The 21,129-nt window shown below is 50.0% G+C and carries 22 protein-coding genes; 12 read left to right on the top strand and 10 right to left on the bottom strand.

Annotation, left to right across the window (positions count from 1 at the left end; all coding sequences use genetic code 11):
- Positions 1-7 precede the first annotated feature (7 nt).
- Positions 8-1,189, bottom strand: coding sequence for a cystathionine beta-lyase (locus H8L32_RS01950; protein WP_186945472.1), 1,182 nt, complete (start codon positions 1,187-1,189; stop codon positions 8-10).
- A gap of 461 nt (positions 1,190-1,650) precedes the next feature.
- Between H8L32_RS01950 and H8L32_RS01955 the strand changes: the two genes are divergently transcribed.
- Positions 1,651-2,538, top strand: coding sequence for a gluzincin family metallopeptidase (locus tag H8L32_RS01955; protein WP_186945473.1), 888 nt, complete (start codon positions 1,651-1,653; stop codon positions 2,536-2,538).
- Positions 2,539-2,670: 132 nt separating this feature from the next.
- Positions 2,671-3,396 (top strand): carbon-nitrogen hydrolase family protein, encoded by a 726-nt coding sequence (locus H8L32_RS01960; RefSeq protein ID WP_186945474.1) that lies wholly within the window; start codon positions 2,671-2,673, stop codon positions 3,394-3,396.
- Positions 3,397-3,444: 48 nt separating this feature from the next.
- Here H8L32_RS01960 and H8L32_RS01965 read toward each other — a convergent pair whose 3' ends face one another.
- The 5 genes from H8L32_RS01965 to phaC form a co-directional block, all read right to left on the bottom strand.
- Positions 3,445-3,906, bottom strand: coding sequence for a hypothetical protein (locus H8L32_RS01965; protein ID WP_186945475.1), 462 nt, complete (start codon positions 3,904-3,906; stop codon positions 3,445-3,447).
- Between the two features lie 8 nt (positions 3,907-3,914).
- Positions 3,915-5,297: a 30S ribosomal protein S12 methylthiotransferase RimO gene (rimO, locus tag H8L32_RS01970; protein ID WP_230412021.1), complete on the bottom strand. Its 1,383-nt coding sequence runs from the start codon at positions 5,295-5,297 to the stop codon at positions 3,915-3,917.
- Between the two features lie 167 nt (positions 5,298-5,464).
- The gene (gene phaR, locus H8L32_RS01975; RefSeq protein ID WP_186945476.1) at positions 5,465-6,022 is read right to left on the bottom strand and encodes a polyhydroxyalkanoate synthesis repressor PhaR; all 558 of its coding nucleotides are present in this window, start codon (positions 6,020-6,022) and stop codon (positions 5,465-5,467) included.
- A 314-nt stretch (positions 6,023-6,336) separates the two neighbouring features.
- Positions 6,337-7,077: a 3-ketoacyl-ACP reductase gene (locus tag H8L32_RS01980; protein WP_186945477.1), complete on the bottom strand. Its 741-nt coding sequence runs from the start codon at positions 7,075-7,077 to the stop codon at positions 6,337-6,339.
- A gap of 45 nt (positions 7,078-7,122) precedes the next feature.
- Positions 7,123-8,847, bottom strand: a complete 1,725-nt coding sequence (gene phaC / locus H8L32_RS01985) for a class I poly(R)-hydroxyalkanoic acid synthase (RefSeq protein ID WP_186945478.1) — start codon at positions 8,845-8,847, stop codon at positions 7,123-7,125.
- Between the two features lie 157 nt (positions 8,848-9,004).
- Here phaC and H8L32_RS27655 point away from each other — a divergent pair, with 157 nt between their 5' ends.
- Entirely contained in the window at positions 9,005-9,310 is a 306-nt protein-coding gene (locus tag H8L32_RS27655) for a hypothetical protein (RefSeq protein ID WP_230412022.1), read from the top strand.
- A 10-nt stretch (positions 9,311-9,320) separates the two neighbouring features.
- Here the strand turns inward: H8L32_RS27655 and pgeF are convergent, their stop codons facing one another.
- Positions 9,321-10,151: a peptidoglycan editing factor PgeF gene (gene pgeF / locus H8L32_RS01995; RefSeq protein WP_186945479.1), complete on the bottom strand. Its 831-nt coding sequence runs from the start codon at positions 10,149-10,151 to the stop codon at positions 9,321-9,323.
- Positions 10,148-11,098: an RluA family pseudouridine synthase gene (locus tag H8L32_RS02000; protein ID WP_230412038.1), complete on the bottom strand. Its 951-nt coding sequence runs from the start codon at positions 11,096-11,098 to the stop codon at positions 10,148-10,150. The genes pgeF and H8L32_RS02000 overlap by 4 nt, the downstream gene beginning before the upstream one ends.
- Positions 11,099-11,231: 133 nt before the next feature.
- On the opposite strand from H8L32_RS02000, the gene H8L32_RS02005 reads away from it, so the two are divergent.
- Positions 11,232-12,035, top strand: a complete 804-nt coding sequence (locus H8L32_RS02005; RefSeq protein ID WP_186945481.1) for an outer membrane protein assembly factor BamD — start codon at positions 11,232-11,234, stop codon at positions 12,033-12,035.
- Between the two features lie 174 nt (positions 12,036-12,209).
- On the opposite strand, the gene yaaA is transcribed toward H8L32_RS02005, so the two are convergent.
- Positions 12,210-12,986: a peroxide stress protein YaaA gene (yaaA, locus tag H8L32_RS02010; protein WP_186945482.1), complete on the bottom strand. Its 777-nt coding sequence runs from the start codon at positions 12,984-12,986 to the stop codon at positions 12,210-12,212.
- Positions 12,987-13,007: 21 nt separating this feature from the next.
- On the opposite strand from yaaA, the gene H8L32_RS02015 reads away from it, so the two are divergent.
- From H8L32_RS02015 to H8L32_RS02050, 8 genes are all read left to right on the top strand, one after another.
- On the top strand, positions 13,008-13,490 hold the full coding sequence (locus H8L32_RS02015; protein WP_186945483.1) for a putative toxin-antitoxin system toxin component, PIN family: 483 nt from the start codon (positions 13,008-13,010) through the stop codon (positions 13,488-13,490).
- Positions 13,491-13,753: 263 nt separating this feature from the next.
- Entirely contained in the window at positions 13,754-14,518 is a 765-nt protein-coding gene (locus tag H8L32_RS02020; protein ID WP_186945484.1) for a protein phosphatase CheZ, read from the top strand.
- On the top strand, positions 14,518-16,368 hold the full coding sequence (locus H8L32_RS02025) for a chemotaxis protein CheA (RefSeq protein WP_186945485.1): 1,851 nt from the start codon (positions 14,518-14,520) through the stop codon (positions 16,366-16,368). Before H8L32_RS02020 ends, H8L32_RS02025 begins: the two co-directional genes overlap by 1 nt.
- Before the next feature lie 152 nt (positions 16,369-16,520).
- Positions 16,521-18,005, top strand: a complete 1,485-nt coding sequence (locus H8L32_RS02030; RefSeq protein WP_186945486.1) for a protein adenylyltransferase SelO — start codon at positions 16,521-16,523, stop codon at positions 18,003-18,005.
- 12 nt (positions 18,006-18,017) lie between these two features.
- The gene (gene msrB / locus H8L32_RS02035; RefSeq protein ID WP_186945732.1) at positions 18,018-18,416 is read left to right on the top strand and encodes a peptide-methionine (R)-S-oxide reductase MsrB; all 399 of its coding nucleotides are present in this window, start codon (positions 18,018-18,020) and stop codon (positions 18,414-18,416) included.
- Positions 18,417-18,427: 11 nt separating this feature from the next.
- Positions 18,428-19,051 (top strand): septation protein A, encoded by a 624-nt coding sequence (locus H8L32_RS02040; RefSeq protein ID WP_186945487.1) that lies wholly within the window; start codon positions 18,428-18,430, stop codon positions 19,049-19,051.
- Positions 19,048-19,320: a BolA family protein gene (locus H8L32_RS02045; RefSeq protein WP_186945488.1), complete on the top strand. Its 273-nt coding sequence runs from the start codon at positions 19,048-19,050 to the stop codon at positions 19,318-19,320. Before H8L32_RS02040 ends, H8L32_RS02045 begins: the two co-directional genes overlap by 4 nt.
- A gap of 51 nt (positions 19,321-19,371) precedes the next feature.
- Positions 19,372-20,145, top strand: a complete 774-nt coding sequence (locus H8L32_RS02050; RefSeq protein ID WP_186945489.1) for a peptidylprolyl isomerase — start codon at positions 19,372-19,374, stop codon at positions 20,143-20,145.
- A gap of 119 nt (positions 20,146-20,264) precedes the next feature.
- Here the strand turns inward: H8L32_RS02050 and H8L32_RS02055 are convergent, their stop codons facing one another.
- A complete protein-coding gene (locus H8L32_RS02055) occupies positions 20,265-21,005 on the bottom strand; it encodes a substrate-binding periplasmic protein (RefSeq protein WP_186945490.1) in 741 nt (246 codons plus the stop codon).
- Positions 21,006-21,129: the final 124 nt, after the last annotated feature.

Here is a 21,129-nt window from a genome sequence, read left to right on the forward strand (position 1 = left end):
TCAGGCCTCAGGCTATTTGTGCCAATGCCTGCTCAATATCGGCGATCAGATCTGTGCTATCTTCCAACCCTATATTGAAACGCACCAGTATGCCTTTGTGTGACCAGTGCTGACGCATTTGTTCGATGCGATAAGGAACACACAAACTATGCGCCCCACCCCAGCTAAAACCGATCTTGAACAGCTTCAGGCTATCGACAAAACGATCAGTCTGTTGTTCAGTATATTTTTCGTCAAATAAAACCGAGAACAGACCACCTGCACCAGTAAAATCGCGCTGCCAGATTGCATGCCCCGGACTACCCGGCAATGCAGGATGCAATACCGTGCTGATTTCCGGACGGTCTTTCAACCATGCAGCGACCTTGCGCGCACTTTGATCATGCGCCTGGAAACGCAATTGCAGCGTAGGCAAATTACGCAATACCAGATAAACGTCATCCATGCCCACGCCAAAGCCGAGACGCATATGCGCTGTCTGCAAGCGGATATTCAATGCGCGGTCACGGGTAATCACTGCCCCCATCAAGACATCCGAACCACCGCTCTGGTATTTGGTCAGCGCCTGCATGATGATATCGACACCATGTGCAAACGCTGGAAAAGCAATCCCGCCAGACCAGGTATTGTCCAGCGCCACCAATACTCCACGCGCATGGGCAGCCGCACAGATCGCCGGCACGTCCGGTACTTCCATGGAAACTGAGCCGGGTGCCTCGGCCCAGATCAATTTGGTATTGTCGCGAATCAGTGCGGCAATGTCTGCCCCGATCAGCGGGTCATAATAACTGACGCTGACACCGAAACTGCGTGACAGCCAGTCTGCCAGTTCACGGTTCGGGCTATAAACATTGTCAGGGATCAGCACATGGTCACCGCTGGCCAAAAAAGCCATGTTCACCAGCGTAATGGCTGCCAGCCCGCTGGGGGTCAGCAGGCAATGCTTGCCCTGCTCTATGTCAGCCAACCTGGCTTCCAGTGTGAAACTGGTCGGCGTGCCATGCAGTCCATAGGTGTAAGCAGATTTGTCTTGCCAGCTTCTGGAGCGCATGGACGCCACATCCGTGAACAACACGGTGGAAGCATGATGTATCGCGACAGGGAAAGCGCCAAAACCGTCTGGTGCTTCGTAATCGCTATGAATGACACGGGTATTGAATCCGCGTTGAGAGTTTGAATTTTCCGGCATGGCTACTTTTCTTTGATGAAGATATCAAGAGTCGAATAGCAATGTTAACGCAGAACCGGGGCTTTATGCTTCGTGAATACATCTGAACTCATTTCATCAATAGGAATGAGTGCGGGCAACGCGATTCGGGATGTAGCGCAAAGCGCAAGGCTAGCACTTGCAGCTAAGGTTGGTGCTCTGGCAAGCCCACGTATGAAGCAAACGCATCTCGCCCGGAAAATCTGTGCAGTGTGCTTGAAGTATGACACAGCATGAAGACATAGTTTTTCGCACTTTTTTCACGCCTTCACATGTCTTCGCGTGTAAGCTTCTGGTGCTGCATGTCGATCTGTAGCCAAACACTTGCCCGCTTTCGGCCAAGCAACTGCTTACCACTTGCCACTGAACCACTGAGCTAAACGGAAGGTCCGCTATGCCGCGTCATCATACATCGCGTCCAGAAATCGCCTGACGGAATATTAATGGCTAAATTAGAAAAAACAGCTAAATTGAATCATCGGAAATTTATAATTTCAGCAGGCTGCATCATATTTCTACTTGCTATCGGCATTTTATTAAATAAGCCCGTATTTTTAAAATCAGTAATAGCGAAATATAAGTCGACAGATCACTTTATAACTCTGGCGGAAGATTCGCGGATAAGGTACGAAAAAAATGCGCAGGAAGATGCAATTGCATTGAGGGAAATTCTAAATGCCAGTCAACGTAAAGTGGAAGTTGCTCTGAATGCACATTTTGAAAAACCGATAGAAATTTATGTTTGCGCATCTCAGGACACATTCAATGAATACGTATTTTTATCAAAAAATGTCAGGGGGGCTGTGTATTGGGGAAAATTATTTTTATCTCCCGGTGCCTTTGGTCGCGGTGAAGAATCTCTCGCTGAGTTAACTACGCATGAGCTCACGCACTATCTTTTTTATACCCACCTTGGAGAAAAAGCACATATTAACAATATCCCTATTTGGTTCAGGGAGGGAATTGCTGTTTATGTCGCGGATGGCGGTCCGGCTTACACCAAATACAAAGATGTATCTGCATTAATGAGCAGTGAGGAAAAAGAGGCCTACCTGTCTGGAAATATTGACTTTTGGTTTACGAGTGCGAATCCCGCTGATGCTGTTACAAAGAATGGGGCCGCAAACTGGCTTATATACAGAGTTGGCGCATCGTTTGTACATTATATGCACGATTCTCAACCTGAAAATTTCGAAAAACTAATGCAGCTTTTACTATCCGGAACTGAGTTTCCTCAAGCGCTCGAAGTCTCATATGGGAAAAATAGTGAGCTTCTGCGTAAAGAGTTTTCTCAATATCTGGCCAAAAAAGATGTTCTGAAAGAGAGTTAGATTGCGCAAATGAATCTTAACGTCATATCCTGGTGAAACTTATTGGCCCAACCGAAATATCGATTTTCAAAACGCAGGCTGGATTGATCTTCCCCCCTCCCCTTATTAAGACGACGGTAAATCAGTATCTGTATGCAAAAAATCCGCGTAGCCACATTCCAGCGTCAGCCCTTATTCGATGACATTGCGAGCACCCTGGTTCGTCTGCAGGATGATTTGGCCTGGTGTGACAAACAAGGCGTTGAACTGGCTGTATTTCCTGAGTGTTATTTGCAGGGATACACCAGCGATCAGCAAATCATTGCACGTCGGGCCATCGCTGTTGACAGCCCTTCGTTCAATGACATACTGACGAAGTTATCCCCTTTTTCGACCGATGTGATTATTGGTTTTGTTGAGCAAGGTATGGATGGTTTCTATAACTCTGCGGCCCTGATCAGCAAGGGTAAGCTGCGCGGCATTTACGCCAAGAATCACCCGCAAGAACAGGCTTTTTTACCAGGCCGTGACATGCCTGTTTTTCAAAAATCAGGTTTTTTGTTTGGCATCAATATCTGCTTTGACGCAAACTTTCCCGGTTGCGCAAAACGGCTCAGTACACAATCTGCCCGTCTGATCTGTTACCCGCTCAATAATATGCTTGCTGTCGCCACTGCCGACAAATGGCGGCACAAGAGTGTAGAGAATCTGCGCCAGAGAGCCATGGAAACTGCTTGCTGGGTCGTTTCTTCTGACGTTGTAGGTATATCGGATGGCAAGCTTAGCCACGGCTGTACATGCATAGTCAACCCGCAAGGCGACATAGTCGCCCGCGTGACGGAAGGGGTTGAGGGTGTAGTGGTTTTTGACGTAGGATAAAGTGCGTCAATCAGGCCATGATTATGGTCATAGCCCGGGCCCGGTGATTTACTTGACTGGCTTGCCTTGTGGCTGTGCCGTTTTATTTTTCCTGGTTTTTGCAGGCGGGATCAGTTCCAGCACAAAATCCTTGCTGACTTTGCCATCGTCCGATTGCCAGACACCACGTATGACATTGTCCTTCAGTTCACCATCCCACTGACCGGACACATCCGTACCGTCTTCGGATTCTTCCATGCTGAGTTTATTGCCGCTGATTTCACCGGCAAGCAAAATCTTGTTGCCATGATTGCGCTTGCCGCCAGCTACGACATAGTTACCTTCGACGCTATCCCTGTCTTCTGCCTTGGGCTGTATATGCATGGTCACCTTGTCATCACCGAGCTTGCCGCGCAGTTCCACCGGTTTGGCAAACTGCGGATTTGACATAGGCGCAAATGGCTGAGCCTGCACCGGCAAACCCAAGCCACTCATCAATACAAGCGGCAATAGCGCTTTCAACACTGACATGACGCGCATCAAACAGCCTCGCCCCACAAGTCATGCGCATCGGCGGCGGTGATGGTGACATCAACAAATTCACCCACCTTGAGTTTGCGATGTGGTTCAAACGGTGGCTTGACGTAGACAACACCATCAATTTCAGGTGCATCGGCAGAACTGCGGCCAACACCACCACTGCGATCGAGGGAATCAATCAACACGCGCATGGTTTTACCGACCTTGGCCTGCAGGCGCTTTTTGGATATGCCTTCCTGCAATTCCATGACGCGACGACGGCGATCTTCGCGCACTTCATCCGGCAATTGATTGGCGATTTCATTCGCAGTCGCACCTTCGACCGGCGAATAGGCAAAACAACCCAAACGGTCAATCTCGGCTTCTTTCAGGAAATCCAGCAGGTATTCGAATTCTTCTTCGGTCTCACCAGGGAAACCGGCGATGAAGGTTGAACGTATGGTGATCTCCGGGCACATCTCACGCCAGGCTTTGATGCGTTCAATATTTTTCTCACCACTGGCTGGACGCTTCATGCGCTTCAGCACGTCGGGATGGGCATGCTGCAAAGGTACATCCAGATACGGCAGCACATGACCATTGTTCATGAAGGGAATGATCTGATCGACATGCGGGTAAGGATACACATAATGCAACCGCACCCAGGCGTCATGCTGCTTGGCCAACTCACCCAGGGCCTCTACCAGTTGCGTCATATGGGTTTTGACAGGCTTGCCATTCCAGAAGCCCATGCGGAACTTGATATCCACCCCATAGGCGCTGGTATCCTGGGAAATCACCAGCAATTCCTTGACGCCGGCTTTGAACAGGTTTTCTGCTTCCATCATGACATCGGCAATCGGGCGCGATACCAGGTCACCGCGCATGGATGGGATGATGCAAAAACTACAGCGGTGGTTACAACCTTCAGAGATTTTGAGGTAAGCGAAATGCTTGGGCGTCAATTTGACGCCCTGGGGCGGCACTAGATCCATGAACGGCTCGTGCGGCTTAGGCAAATGCTTGTGCACAGCAGCCATGACTTCACCCACTGCATGCGGACCAGTGACTTCCAATACCTTAGGGTGGATGGACTGTATCATGTCCTTGCCGTCGGCATCCTTTTTAGCACCCAGGCAACCGGTCACGATGACTCTGCCATTTTCAGCCAGCGCCTCGCCTATCGCATCCAGGGATTCCTGCACAGCGGCATCAATGAAGCCACAGGTATTGACGATGACCAGATCAGCGCCATCATAGGATTTGGCGGTGTCATAACCTTCGGCACGTAATTGAGTCAGGATTTGTTCGGAATCGACAAGCGCCTTCGGGCAGCCCAGGGACACAAATCCCACCTTGTGGGTAGCAGGCATTTCTTGACGGCGAATTTCTGAGATAGACATAAGCGATAATAAATAGCAAAATAAGAGCAAAAAGGGTACAAAAGCGAATCCGCTATTGTACCCTTTTTTGCCAGCCCAACTTGCCGCATCTGCGATAATTTCCTGAAAAATCAGGGGCTTAAGTCAGAATACGAGCCTGTCAAAGCTGTATTTTATTTATTTCTTATTTACTTTTTATTCACATCTTCCGGATTGAACGGGAAGACATTGAACATATTTTTGGCCTGGCTTTGCATTTGCTCTTGCATTTGCACAAACAGATTCTTGCTCTGTTCTATGTAGTTGCCCATCATGCCCTGCATCATCGGCCCCTGCACATTCATGAACTGGGTCCACATTTCAGGGCTGAAGGGCTTGCCTTCGTAGATGCCTTTTGAGTTTTCTGCCAGCTTGTTCTGGATATCGATAAAAGCCTGGACGTTTTTCTCCAGATAATTACCCATCATCCCCTGCATGGCATGTCCGTAATAACGGATGATCTGCGACAGGACGACGCTGGAAAACATCGGCGTTCCACCCGCTTCTTCTTCCAGAATGATTTGCAACAGAATACTGCGTGTCAAATCTTCGCCGGATTTGGCATCGACCACTGCGAAATCGTCGTTTTCGAGTACGAACTGCTTCACGTCAACCAATGTGATGTAGCTACTGGTCTGGGTGTCGTACAGACGGCGATTCGGGTATTTTTTGATCAGATGCTGTGTTGATTTTTTTGCGCTATTCATTGAAATCTCAGTTAATCACTTCGATATCCAGCCACATCATGTAAGGTTTTTCACAAGCGTGGCGCAGACTAATTCACGCAAACAAGGTCCAGACTGCTAGCAGCCACCAGGTGGCTACTATCCGAAACCATGTTTGTCCCCTTTATTATTGCATCTTTTAAATTGCGACTTGCAAAAGATATGCCCATCGAAATCTTGCGACCTGATGGGCATATTTTACCGCACTGCGGCAGAAAGACGGCAATAAGAGAACTAAAAAGCCAATTTAAAATTGTTTACTCTAAATAATTCCCCATGTCCGGCACGATAGTGCATCAGCCCATGTGCAAGCCACCGTTGATGGAGAAGTCGGAACCAGTGGCATAGCCACCTTCATCCGAAGCGATCCACGCAACGATGGAAGCAATTTCTTCAGGCTCAGCCAGACGTTTGACGGGAATGCCAGCAACAATCTTTTCCAGCACGTCAGGGCGTATGGCCTTGACCATATCGGTACCAACATAACCAGGTGACACGGTATTGACCGTCACTCCCTTGGTCGCTACTTCTTGTGCCAGCGCCATACTGAAGCCATGGATACCAGCCTTGGCCGTCGAATAATTGGTTTGACCAAACTGGCCCTTTTGACCGTTGACGGAAGAAATATTGATGATACGGCCCCAACCACGGTCTACCATGCCTTCAATGACTTGCTTGGTGACATTAAACAGGGAATTCAGATTGGTATCCATGACGGCGTCCCAATCGGCCTTGCTCATCTTGCGGAACTGTCCATCGCGGGTAATGCCGGCATTGTTGACCAGTACATCGATCTCACCAATTTCTGCCTTGACCTTGTCAAAAGCAGCCTTGGTGGATTCCCAGTCAGACACATTGCCTTCCGACGCATGAATATCCAGGCCTTCGGCACGCATATCCGCCAGCCATTTATCTTTACGGGCAGAATTCGGGCCACAACCGGCCACAACGATATAACCTTCTTTACACAGACGACGGCAAATTGGAGTCCCGATACCACCCATACCACCAGTTACATATGCAACACGTTTTGACATACTGTTCTCCTGATTAAAATTTTATATTAATAACAACAAAAACGATCAATCCGCTCTTACTTTGACATAACGTCCCGGTGCCACTTCTATCGCCGGGAAGTCCGGGCTGCCAGGTTTGGCTGGCGCCTTGACCATTTTTCCACCATGCTCTTTAAGGAAATCAGCCCATTCTGGCCACCAGCTACCGGGATGTTCAGTCGCGCCGGCAAACCATTTATCGGCATCCAGACCGGTCTGGGTATTGGTCCAGTAACTTCTTTTCTTTTTCGCCGGAGGGTTGACCACACCGGCAATATGTCCTGACGCGCCCAGCAAAAAGCGATTTCTGCTTTTATGACGTGGATTCAGCAGACTGGTTGATGCGTAAGCTGCCTGCCAGGGAACGATATGATCTTCGCGTGAGCCATAGACAAAGCATGGCGCATCAATCTTGCCCAGATCAACCTTGCTTCCGGCCACGGTCAGTGCGCCAGCCTGTTTGAGTTTGTTTTCCAGGTAGGTATTGCGCAGATACCAGCAAAACATCGGGCCAGGCAAATTAGTGCTGTCGGCATTCCAGTACAAGAGATCAAAGGGAGGCGGTGCCTCGCCCTTGAGATAATTCGACTGTACGTAATTCCAGACCAGATCATTCGCACGCAGTGCAGAAAAGGTGCTGGCCAGGTCGCGCCCGGGCAACAGGCCGCGCTGCCCTATGGTCTGCTCACGCATCTTGACCTGCATTTCATCGACAAACACGTCCAGCACACCAGTTTGCGAGAAATCCAGCAAGGTCGTCAGTAATGTCAGACTGGCAGCCGGATCTTCGCCTCTGTCGGCAAGCACCGACAAGGCAGTGGAAATGATGGTGCCGCCGACGCAAAAACCAAATGCATTGATTTTGTCCTGCTTGCTGATTTCCTGCACCACACTGATAGCCTTGATGGCCCCGTCTTCGATGTAATCATCCCAGGTGACATCTGCCATGCTTTCATCCGGATTAGCCCAGGACACCAGGAATACGGTATGCCCTTGCTCAACCGCATAATGAACGACGGAATTTTCTGGTTGCAGATCGAGGATATAGAATTTATTGATGCAGGGCGGCACCATCAGCAAAGGGCGCTGATGCACAGTTTTGGTAGCTGGCTGGTATTGTATAAGCTGGAATAACTTGTTTTCAAACACCACCGTACCGGCGGATGTGGCCACGTTCTTGCCAACTTCAAAGGCAGATTCGTCTGTCTGTGAAATTCGGCCCTTTTGCATGTCTGCCAGCATCTGACTGATGCCTTTGGCCAGGCTTTCGCCTTTGCTCTCAATGAGCTTGCTCTGGGCTTCGGGATTGGTCACCAGGAAATTGGCGGGTGACATGGCATCAATCATTTGCTGCACTGCAAAACCGATTTTTTGTTTTGTCTTGGCGGGAGCCTGCACAGCCTCTGCCAATGCCATTAAAAACCGTGCATTCAACAGATAAGACGCTGCACTATAAGAATGCATGGCATGGTTATGCCAGTCCGGTGCGGCAAAACGTCGGTCCTTCAAGTCGGGCAATTTGGACACGGAAAAATCTTGCCATAACTGTCCAAGCTCTTGCATGTACTCGCTTTGCAGGCGGGTCATGGTAGCTGGCTCGATCAGTGTACCCAGTTCCTTGAGCATATCCCCGGAGGGCATCTGCATTTGATTCAAAGGCGAGGACGGCAACATCCAGTCCTGCCAAATTTTTTGATTCACTAGCTGTGACATCCAGTCGGAGTACATAGCTTGAGGATCGAAAGTCTTCATGCGTGCCTCCTGTTTTTCGCGTATCGTTTCGAAATAATTTTAAGCTTTCCGTTCTGCCTGCGATGAGTTGCGGTGAATTCAGGTGAGTGTTGCGGAATACTCCCCCCAATCCATACTTGCTTGCCCGGCCCTCCCCTATTTTTGCATTAAGGTTTGTATGTATATCGTCGCCATCGCCTGGATTTACGTCGTTCTCATGATGTCCATAACGGAGCATTCCGTCATCGCCGGCGTCATGACTTTTTTGCTGTACTGCGTTTTTCCTTTAACAATAGTTTTATACCTGATGCGCACACCACAACGCAAGCGTGAGCGACTGGAAAAACAAGCTGCACTGCAAAAACAAAGCACAACAAGCACCAACAATCAGGATATCAGCCTCGCCAATTACACAGATAAGTCCACAGATAATTCCGTGGATAGTCCCGTAGCTAATCCTGTCAATACTGCCAACCCCAACTGATCAAGCAGACTCAATTAGCACTTTCAATCCAGATCAGACTGGCCATGCGACCACTGATGCCATCACGCCGGTAAGAATAAAACTGCTGATTTTCACGCACCGTGCAATGCTCACCACCACTGATGCGTGTCACACCCACATCGTTTAGCAATTTTCTTGCCAATCCATATATATCTGCCAGATATTTATCCTGGCCATTCACTGCCGCCCTGGGCTGGAAATAAAGCCCGGGCTCATCCACCTGCCCGCCCATCTGCGGCATAAAAGCCTGCAATACATCGCTACCCACTTCAAATTCTCCCGGACCGATGGCTGGCCCCAGCCAGGCCAGTATCTCCCCCGCCCCGGCTTCACGCATATTGCGCACGGTATTTTGCAAAACACCATTTGCCAGGCCACGCCAGCCCGCATGGGCAGCAGCAACCACGGTGCCATCCACATCGGTAAACAGCACGGGCAGGCAATCCGCCGTCAATACGGCACACACCAAGCCAGTCTGGGAAGAAAATACGGCATCGGCGCTGACGGCAGCATGCTGCTGATTGCGCAGCATGGCAGCGTCAACCACGATATTGCCATGTACTTGTGATAAGAATATGACATCAGATGGTAATTGTCGGTTTAATTTATCCCGATTTTGTTTGACGGCCAGCAAATCGTCACCAACATGATCACCGAGATTTAATCCGGAATTACCCTCCGCATCGCCATAGGCCCCGCAACTGCTACCGCCCTGACGCAGGGTGGTCATGGCACGCACATGGGCAGGCGCACCCCGCCAGTCCGGCAACAACACCGGAAATGGCAAGTTATGTGCCCATCTTCCTGCATCGCCACTCATGTAAGTTGAATGCCCGCCTGTTTCAACAAATCAACAAAGTCATCTGCCAGACTGACTTCCCATTCGACATGCTTGCCGGTTTTCGGGTGGATCAACCCAAGTTTTCTGGCCTGCAGGGCCTGACGTGGGAAAAACCTTGCCAGATGCTGCTTACCGTACAGGGTATCCCCCACCAGAGGGAAGCCCAGGGATTGCATATGCACACGAATCTGATGGGTACGACCGGTTTCCAATTGGCAAGCCACCAGGCTGACCGGGAATTTCTCCAGCATGCCAGCAGCGATACGCTGGAAATGCGTAACAGCAGGTTTGGCAATGATGCTTTGAGAAACCGCCATTTTGATGCGGTCACGCGGATGCCTGGCCATAGGTGCATCCACGGTGCCGGACAGATTTGGCGTACCCCAGACCAGCGCATTGTATTCACGCTTGACGGTACGGTCTTGCAACTGCCTGACCAGTTCGGTATGGGCAACCAGGGTTTTGGCTACCACCATCAAACCCGATGTATCCTTGTCCAGTCTGTGGACGATACCGGCTCGCGGCACACCCAACAGGGCTGGCCAGCGATACAGCAGGCCATTCAACAGGGTGCCGGACCAGTTTCCGGCCGCCGGGTGTACCACCAGGCCCGCCGGTTTGTTAATGACCAACAAGTGGTCGTCTTCAAAAACCAGGTTCAGCGGGATATCTTCGGGCGCATAAGCGCCTTCATCCGGGGCGGCCTGGGGCTGAATGACGATGCGCTCATCGCCCAGCATGGTCATTTTTCCACGTCCGGGCTTGCCATCGACGCTGACAAAGCCGTTTTCTATCCACTGGGAAATGCGGCTGCGGGAGTATTGTGGAACCAGTTTGGACAAAGTCTTGTCCAAACGCTCACCACAAACGTCCGATGTGAGCTTTAATTCTATATTTTCGGCTGTTGGCGAAAAATCTTCGTCCATTTCGGTGGTATCGTTCAGCTCTTCAAATTCTGTCTCAAGGTCGGAATCTGACAAAATCACTGTAGTAGTTGGTTTCACATTTTTTGCCATCGGCTATAATCCGTAAATTGTTTTCATGCTCACGCACAAATTTATGCACATTAAATCTTTGAAATTGCTTGTTCTGGCTATGGCCGCGTCCTTAAGTTTAAGCGGCTGCGGGGTGTTTGGTGAAAAAGGCGATGAGACCAGAACCTGGTCAGCATCAAAATTATACGCTGAAGCAAAAGACGAAATGTCCAGTGGGGGCTACGAAAAGGCAATTCAGTACTTTGAAAAACTGGAATCGCGCTTTCCTTTTGGTACTTATGCGCAACAGGCTCAAATCGAAACAGCCTATGCTTACTATAAACAGGGTGACCAGGCTCAGGCCCTGGCCGCCGTGGAACGCTTCATCAAACTCCACCCGAATCATAGTCATGTTGACTACATGTACTATTTGCGTGGCGTGATCAACTTCAATGATCAGGTTGGTTTGTTCAATTTCCTTGCCAATCAGGACATTACTGAACGCGATCCGAAAGCATCACGCGACTCTTTCGACGCCTTCAAGCAGTTGGCCATTCAGTTCCCAGACAGCAAATATACGCCTGATGCCATCCTGCGCATGAAATATCTGGTCAATGCCCTGGCCCAGTATGACGTACACGTTGCGCGCTATTACTTGCGCCGTGGCGCCTACCTGGCCGCAGCCAACCGCGCCCAGGCAGCCATCAAGGAATATCCGGATGCACCAGCGATTGAAGAAGCGATGTATATCCTGATTCGCTCCTACGACGCCATGGGTCTGGTTGAGTTGCGCAATGACGCCAATCGTGTATTTACACAAAACTTCCCGAAAAGTGACTTTTTGGCCGGCAAAGGTCGTGGTCGCGATGCATGGTGGAAGTTCTGGTAAGCTGATTTTTTGAGTAAAACAGCCTCTGATAGCCCTTGCGGGCTGTGGAGGCTATTTTATTTACAGACTTATTGCAAGCTAATTGCAAATTCATCAGCTTGTTGGCAAACTATTTTGGCAACCTGGCTAGCAAGCTCAGCTTTATAAGTTCAGCTTCATAAGCTCAGTTGGCGCTCAGTTAGCCACCTGTCGGCGAAACACCCAATTGTTACCTGTAGACTCTTCTTCGCAGTAGGCATAGCCTTCTTCATTGAAGGCCTTGATATCCTGGACGCGTCGTATGCCATGCTGTGCGCAATAGCGGGCCATCAGACCTCGGGCACGTTTGGCATAAAAGGAAATAATCTTGTATTGCCCATTTTTCCAGTCCTGAAACACGGGTGAGATAATATTTACCCCCAGAACCGCAGGTCTGACGACTTTGAAATACTCATCAGACGCCAGATTCAGCAAGGTTTTGGATTTTTGTTGCCGGATTGCCTCATTCAGCAACAGACTGACTTTATCACCCCAGAACGCATACAGATTTTTACCATGCGCATTGGTCAGGGACGTTCCCATTTCCAGCCGATATGGCTGCAATACATCCAAAGGACGCAGCGCGCCATATAGTCCGGACAGGATATACAGACGATTTTGCAAATATTTGACATGGCTGGCTGTCAGACTGTGTACGTCCAGACCTTCGTAGACATCTCCATTAAAAGCAAAAACAGCTTGCCTGGCCTGGCCAGCCACAGGATCACGCTGCCAGTTGGCAAACCTGTCAACGTTGAGTTGCGCCAGCGCCGGGGAAATATCCATCAGCTCGCCCAGTTGTGCGGGAGAATAACGTGAAGCGATGGCAATCAACTCTTCAGCTTCATCCAGAAAATGCGGTGTACTGGAAGTTCTGGTTTTTACACGGCTGTCAAAATCCAGACTTTTGGCTGGCGATATTACAATGAGCATAAATAAATTTCAGATTTCAAAATGACCCACATCATACCTAAGCGCGTCGTGATTGACACCAATGTCTGTCTCGATCTGTTCGTTTTCAAAGATCCCCGCTGGTCGGTTTTACTGTCAGCACTGCAAAATAACGACATCCAGGCTGTCACCAGACATGATTGCAGGGATGAATGGCTGGCCGTATTAAAATACCCTCACCTGCCGGTCGTACCCGAAGAGCTTGAACAAATTACCGGCTGGTTTGATACCTATATTCCATGCGTCACCCCCACAGAGCCATCGACTTACAAGCTACCCGTCTGCACTGACAAGGATGATCAAAAATTTCTGGAAATCGCACGCGATGCGCAAGCGCAAGTATTGATCACCAAGGACAAGGCATTATTGAAGTTGGCAAGGAAAATGAAAAACGCAGGCATGTTCCTTATTCAGACGCCAGAACAATTTTTGCTCAGCTACGTAAAAGAATGTGACAAAACTGCATCGCACCTAACAAAAGCATGACAACTTTTGTTACTCTGGGTTATCCTTCGGTAATGTCCTGCTACTATGATGACACCGAGAAAGAAGTATTGCCAGAGCATAAAAACAAGATCTGAATTGGGCTGATGATTGAACAATTCAGGGAACTTACCGGAGTCCATGCGGAAAATTATCATCTGAATGGCAATGACACTCAGAATCATTTCTGCATACTCTCGCTGACACACCATGATATTTGTGAAAAACGACACAATACTCAATGCGATTATGGAGAATAAAGGACTATGACCGACTCAGCAGATGATCTGGACGCATTGTTTGAAGAAATGGCCAATCAGCGGGTGGAAACAGGTGCTGCACCTACGCCTCCCGGCTCGCCTTCTCCAGCAGAGCAAAGTGCGCAGGCGGCGCAGCAGGACAGCGCCCCCGCCAAATTCAATTTCCACAACACCGATGAAGAAGCAGCCAAGCCCATATTCGACCGGCTTGGCGGGCTGGTCAGAATGCTGCACGACTCCATGCGCGAGCTCGGCTATGACCGTTCGCTGTCGGATGTTGCAGTACAAATCGCTGATGCGCAGGACCGGCTGGAATATGTCGCCTCTCTGACAGAACAGGCTGCCAATAAAGTCTTGAATGCCACCGATCTGGGGCTGCCAGAGCAGGATGAACTGGCTAAGAAAGCCAAGGCCATGGATGCGCGCTGGACTGACCTGTTTGAAGGCAAGCTCAGCGTTGATGAATTCAAATCGCTGGCGACGGACTCCAAAAGCTTTGCCAATGCCGTGCTGACGGCAACCGATGCTGAAAAAGCACGTTTGCTCGACATCATGATGGCGCAGGACTTCCAGGATCTGACCGGTCAGTTGATTAAAAAAGTGGTTGCAATCAACAAGACAGTGGAACATGAACTGGCGCAGATATTGCTGGACAATGCGCCTTCTGACCTGAAAGAAAAGGCTGTGGTATTGATGGAAGGCCCATCTGTCCCGAACGCAGCACTGGAACAGGACGATGTAGATAATCTACTTGATAGTCTGGGTTTCTAATGGATGACATGCTCAAAGAATTTGTCGTCGAAGCGCTCGATCTGGCGACAAATGTAGAAGAACACCTGCTCTCGCTCGAGCGCAATCCAGGTGACATGAACACGCTGAATGCAGTGTTCAGGTCTTTCCATACGATTAAAGGTGGCGCCGGCTTCATGAATTTGAGCGCCATGGTATCGGCCTGCCATCTGACAGAAAACCTGTTCGATGCGCTGCGTACGGGCCAGGTACCGGTCACACCGGAAGCCATCGAGGCAGCACTGGAAGCCAGCGGCTTTGTGGCAGATCAGTTGACTGCACTGAACAATGGTACCGAGCCAGACAGTCTTTCGACGATGCCGAAGTCGCTCGAAAAGATGCTGACAGACGCCATCGAAATGAAGGGCGCGAGTAAAAAAGCCCCTGCTGCTGCCAAACCCAAGGCGGAAGCTGCACCCAAGCCTGTCGAGAAAAAAGTCGAAGCCGTCAGCAAGGTAAGCAATGGCGAACTTGACTGGGAAGCTTATTTCCGCGCAGTGACGCCACCCGGTACTTTGCCGGAAGCCGCTGAAACAGTTGCAGTGGCAGAAGCGGAAGAAGTCGAAGACAAAGCCGGCACGCAAAAAGAAGAACACGAAGCAGTCAAATCCTCACTGTCGAATGCAGAAATCAAGCAAAACGCGCCAGCCAAGGAAGAAAGCATCCGTATCGATGCGGTCAAGCTGAATGTTTTGCTGGAAGTTGCCGGCGAATCCGTGCAGGCTGCCAATCAGGCTGCTGTTTTGTTGGAAAAATTATCGCAATTCAAATTTGATGGCCAGGCAGCACCGCTGATGTCGGCACTGACCGAAACCCTGACGCGGGCGTCGCGTTACTCTACCGAATTGCAGCGCGCCACCCTGGCCACCCGCATGCAGCCAGTTGGCCGCCTGTTCCAGAAATTCCCTCGTCTGGTTCGTGAACTGGCGCGCGATCTGGGCAAGGAAGTGGATCTGAACATTGCCGGCGCCGAAACCGAAGTCGATCGTGTTGTCGTCGACAGCCTGTATGACCCGCTGGTCCACATGCTGCGCAATGCGCTCGATCACGGCATAGAAACGTCCGAAGAACGCATCAACGCCAACAAGTCGCCACGTTCCACCATTTCCCTCAAAGCCTGGCAAGAAGCCAGCAGCGTCATGATAGAAGTGACCGATGACGGCAAGGGCATGGATGCGCAAAGACTGCGTGACAAGGCAATTTCCAAAGGCCTCATCAATGCACATGATGCCCGCACCGACGATGAAGCATTCCAGCTGGTTTTCCTGCCGGGCTTCTCTACCAAGGAAGTCGCATCCAGCGTTTCCGGGCGTGGTGTCGGTATGGACGTGGTGAAAACTGCAGTTGAACGTCATCGTGGCGCCATACGCATTGCTTCCCAGTTGGGTACAGGTACGACCTTCCTGATTCGTCTGCCGATTGAATTGTCCATTGTGCCAACAATGTTGGTACGTACGGATGGTGCTTCACTGGCCCTGCCAATGGCAACCGTACAACGCGTGGTTGAATTGCCCGAAACCTTTGAAAGTGTCGGTGGCCAGCCTGTATTGCGCGACCTGGGTCGCCCATTACCGGTAAAATCACTGGGCAAGATACTGGGCTATACCCCGGCATCAGAGCGTGTTGGTATTGTGATTGCAGCCCCAAGCCCTTATATCCTGTCTGTGGATGCAGTGGATGGCACAGCTGATCTGGTGATCAAACCACTGACCTGCATCAGCACACCAGGCATTACGGGTACGGCCCGCTCGGCGGAAGGTGAACTGGTACTGGTGATCAGTCTGTCTTTCCTGATTGATGGCTGCAAAACACGGGAACGTATTACTGCCTGAAATTCGGCACAATAACTGTTGATCTCTGTCGACTCCTGGCCAGATGTTGAATCTGGCCAGATTTCAGATACCTGCCTGCCCTACCCCGATAAACGCATTTTGACCAAATCTGTCAAAATGCGTTTATTCTTTTTACAGCCATCTGGCACCCCATGACATCTGCCACCGCACCTTTCACGCTACAAGATCTGGCGCTGGAAAATCAGTTTGCAAACCTGCCTGCGCATTTCTTTACCCATCTGTCTGCCAGCCCCATTAGCCAGCCGTATCTGGTCGCTGCCAGCAAGACGGCAGCAGACTACCTGCATCTGGATCAGGCTTGCCTGAACACGCCGGAATTTGTTTCCTATTTTTCAGGCAACCAGGGCATTCCTGGCAGCAAACCACTTGCCGCGGTCTATTCTGGCCATCAATTTGGTGTCTGGGCCGGGCAACTCGGCGATGGCCGGGCCCTGCTGCTGGGCGGATTAAGCCATGCAGGCCAGCATCTGGAAATCCAGCTCAAAGGTTCCGGCATGACGCCCTATTCCCGCATGGGTGATGGACGCGCCGTATTGCGCTCGTCGATACGGGAATTTTTATGTTCTGAAGCCATGGCCGGCCTTGGCATACCGACTTCACGTGCTCTATGCGTCATCGGCTCGGACCAGATGGTATTTCGCGAAACACCGGAAACCAGCGCCGTGGTAGCACGTATCGCCCCCAGCTTCGTGCGCTTTGGCTCATTTGAACACTGGTACTACAATGACAGGATGGATGACCTGCGACTGCTGGCCGATTTTGTCATTGAGCAATCCTTCCCTGAGCTACTGGATCACGCCAATAAATACCAGACCTTGCTGGCAGAAGTTACCAGACGTACTGCTGAACTGATGGCGCATTGGCAAGCAGTGGGCTTCATGCATGGCGTCATGAATACGGACAATATGTCGATACTCGGCCTTACACTCGATTATGGCCCGTTTGGCTTCATGGAAGCCTATGATGAAAAACACATCTGCAACCACACCGACCAGCAGGGGCGTTACTCATATCGCATGCAGCCAGCCATCGGCAACTGGAATTGCCAGGCCCTGGCACAGGCACTGTCTCCCCTGATCGGCAGCGTGGAAGACACCAATGCTGCATTGGCTTGTTACCCGACAAGCTACCGCAACAAATGGAGCGAGTTGATGCACAGAAAATTTGGGCTAAATACGGTGCAGGACAATGATCTGGATCTGTTTGCCGATTTTTTCAAACTGTTACAAAGTAATCAGGCCGACTTTACCCTGAGTTTCCGCAATTTAAGTAAGCTTTCGAACCAGATTTCGACCAAAGACGAAGCCCTGCGCGATTTATTTCTCGACAGACAAGGCCTGGATGACTGGCTGGTTCACTACCGGGCGCGGCTGGCCATGGAAGGCAGTAATGAAGCAGGACGCCACACCAGTATGCTGGCCAGTAATCCCAAGTACATACTAAGGAATTATCTGGCGCAAGTGGCGATAGAAAAGGCGCAAAACAAGGATTTTTCAGAGGTGGAGAAACTGCTGCAGATTCTGGAAAACCCGTATGACGAACAAGAGGAAAACGAAGACTACGCTGCCCTGCCACCTGATTGGGCCAGGCATATAGAAGTCAGTTGTTCTTCCTGAAAAAATGAGGAAATCATGAAAAAAGTTGTCAAATCCAATGCCGAATGGAGAGCTCAATTAGACTCCATGGAATATGAAGTCACGCGACATGCCGCCACCGAACGTGCGTTCACTGGCAAATTCTGGGATCACCATGAGGCTGGCACCTATACCTGCGTCTGCTGCAACACGCCCTTGTTTACGTCTGATGCCAAGTTTGATTCCGGCTGCGGCTGGCCCAGCTATTTCAAGGCACTGGACCCGGCCAACGTACGTGAAATAATTGATACATCTCATGGCATGACGCGAACCGAGATATTGTGTAATATCTGCGACGCTCACCTGGGACACGTATTTCCTGATGGGCCGCCACCTACCAGGTTGCGTTATTGCATCAATTCCGCATCCTTGAAATTTGAACCAGAAACTTAAGCTGTCCGCACATGAAATTTCTTTTTGATTTATTCCCGGTTCTATTGTTTTTTGGCGCTTTCAAATGGGGTGAAGGAAACGCAGAGAAGGCACAGTCACTGGTCACGGAATACCTTTCGGGCATCATCTCGGGTGGCACTACCACTACCGAACTGGCCCCGATCATGCTGGCAACAGCAGTTGCCCTGATAGCGTCCATTATCCAGATCGGCTATTTGCTGGTGCGCAGGAAAAAAGTGGATGCGATGCTGCTGATTTCCTTCATCATCATCATGATTTTTGGCGGCGCAACCATGTACTTCCAGAGCGAAGCCTTCATTAAATGGAAGCCTACGGTTCTGTATTGGTGTTATGGCGGCGCATTTGCCTTGGGGCAATTCGTCTTCAAATCCAACCTGATCCAGGTAGCCATGGGCTCGCAAATCAAATTGCCGGATACGGTCTGGGCACGTCTGAGTGTGGCGTGGATACTGTATTTCACGTTGATGGGCATCATCAATCTCTACGTTGCCTATAATTTTTCCACAGATACCTGGGCAAATTTCAAGTTAATTGCAGTTGTTGCAATAATGCCTGCATTTGTCGTGGTACAAAGCCTGTTTTTGGCAAAATACTTGGAAGAACCAGCGCAATGACACGCGACGAGAAAATATTGCAGCGACTTTCGGAAACCTTGCAGCCTTCCGATTGTCAATTGACAGACGATTCGGCAGCACATCGGGGGCATGCTGGCGCAGCTGGTGGTGCTGGTCATTACCGTGTAAGAATAGTTTGTCAGCAATTTGAGGGCTTAAACCGTATTACTCGCCATCGACTGGTGTATGATGCCGTTGGCGATATGATGCAAACGGAAATTCATGCACTGAATATAGTGGCATTAAGTCCGTCAGAGATACCGACCTAGGCAGTTTACTTATAATCCGTTTTATTTAATTTTGTTATTTAGGAACAGACAATGACTTTTAAACCTGCTCATTTGCTGGTAGTACTTCTTGCAACTGCCCTGCCTGCTCTGGCACAGAACCTGGCTGTTGTTAACGGCAAAGCCATCCCATCCAGCCGTGTTGAGGCAATGGTCAAGCAATTGACTGCACAAGGACAGCAAGACAGCCCGCAATTGCGCGCGATGGTAAAGCAAGAACTGATCAATCGTGAAGTATTGATGCAGGAAGCTGAGAAATCCGGAGTAGCCGCAAACCCAGAGGTCAAGAACCAGCTGGAAATAGCACGCCAATCTTTGTTGATTCGCGCCCTGATGATTGAACATGTCAAGAAAAACCCTGTTACTGATGCAGAAATACAGGCTGAGTACGACAAGGCAAAAGCACAGGCAGGCGACAAGGAATACCATGCTTACCATATCCTGGTTGACAAGGAAGATGAAGCCAAAGCCATCATCTCAAAACTGAAGGCCGGTGCCAAGTTTGAAGAACTGGCAAAACAGTCTAAAGATGCCGGCTCTGCTTCCAAAGGCGGCGATCTGGACTGGGCATCTCCTGCAGCCTGGGATCCAGCTTTCTCTCAAGCCATGACTGCCCTGCAAAAAGGCCAGTTCACAGAAACACCGGTGAAGACACAATTTGGCTTCCACATCATCAAACTGGATGATGTACGTGCAGCAAAATTCCCTACACTGGAAGAAGTGAAACCACAAATTGTTGATGGTCTGCAGCAACAACGTGTACAGGCTTATCAGCAAACGCTGGTTAAAAAGGCAAAAGTTCAGTAATTTTGTCTGAATCAGATCCAAACCAAGTCTGAATAAGAAAAGAGGTGCACTGCACCTCTTTTTTTTCGTCCGCATTTTGGCTTGCAGGCCACGCTTTCCAGCATCCTGCCATTCGAGATCTACTGATACTTGCTGATGATGCCAGCCAGTCTGCCACTACGCTGCAATTCGGCCAACCCTTTGTCCAGTTGATCGATCAACAGCAAAGCCTGCGGATGTGACCTGCTGACACCAAAATGCAGCGCATACTTTTCTGTCTGCGGCAAATTCACTATCCTGTAGGCATTCATATCCAGCGGCAGCAAACCCAGCCTGGCAAAACCCCACAATACTTCCTGCATATCGACCACGATATCGCAATGACCGCGCTCTATCTTGCGCAACAGGCTGACATAGCTGGTGGCCCCACTTTCAATCGCCGACGCCGGCAATTTTGTATAAAACGTGGACGAACCATGCAGGGAACAAATCTTGAACTTTTCGAGGTCACTCAACAACTGTAGTGGTGGCGTCTGAAAACGTGTGGCAGCGTATAGATAGGAAGGCGTCAGACTGTGATAACTGCGTGAGAACAGGAAGATTTTTTCGCGTTCAGGCGTCCTGAACACGGACATGACGATATCGAAGCCCTCACGCGCCTGCACTTCCAGCAAACAACGCGCCCAGGGGCGCAGTTCAATCTTGGGATCGTTCAAAATGGAACGCAAGACATCTGCAGACAAACCCTCAACCATGGCACCTGGTGTTTTTACATACGACATCGGTGGCCAATTACTCTCACCACCACAGGCACGCACACGCTCAGCAGCACCAGCCGCACTCAGCACAAAAACCAGAACAAGAAAAAGTAAGAGTCGCATCAATTGAAAGAAGCAGGCAAGGACGTTTCATTATAAGGAAACCCCTGTCTGGCACAACATGAATCGTGCCATCAACTGTTGCAACTTGTGTCTGACGGCAAGATTCAAATACCAATACGGCTTG

It is taken from the genome of Undibacterium hunanense, assembly GCF_014284335.1.
Taxonomy (GTDB): Bacteria; Pseudomonadota; Gammaproteobacteria; order Burkholderiales; family Burkholderiaceae_D; genus Undibacterium; species Undibacterium hunanense.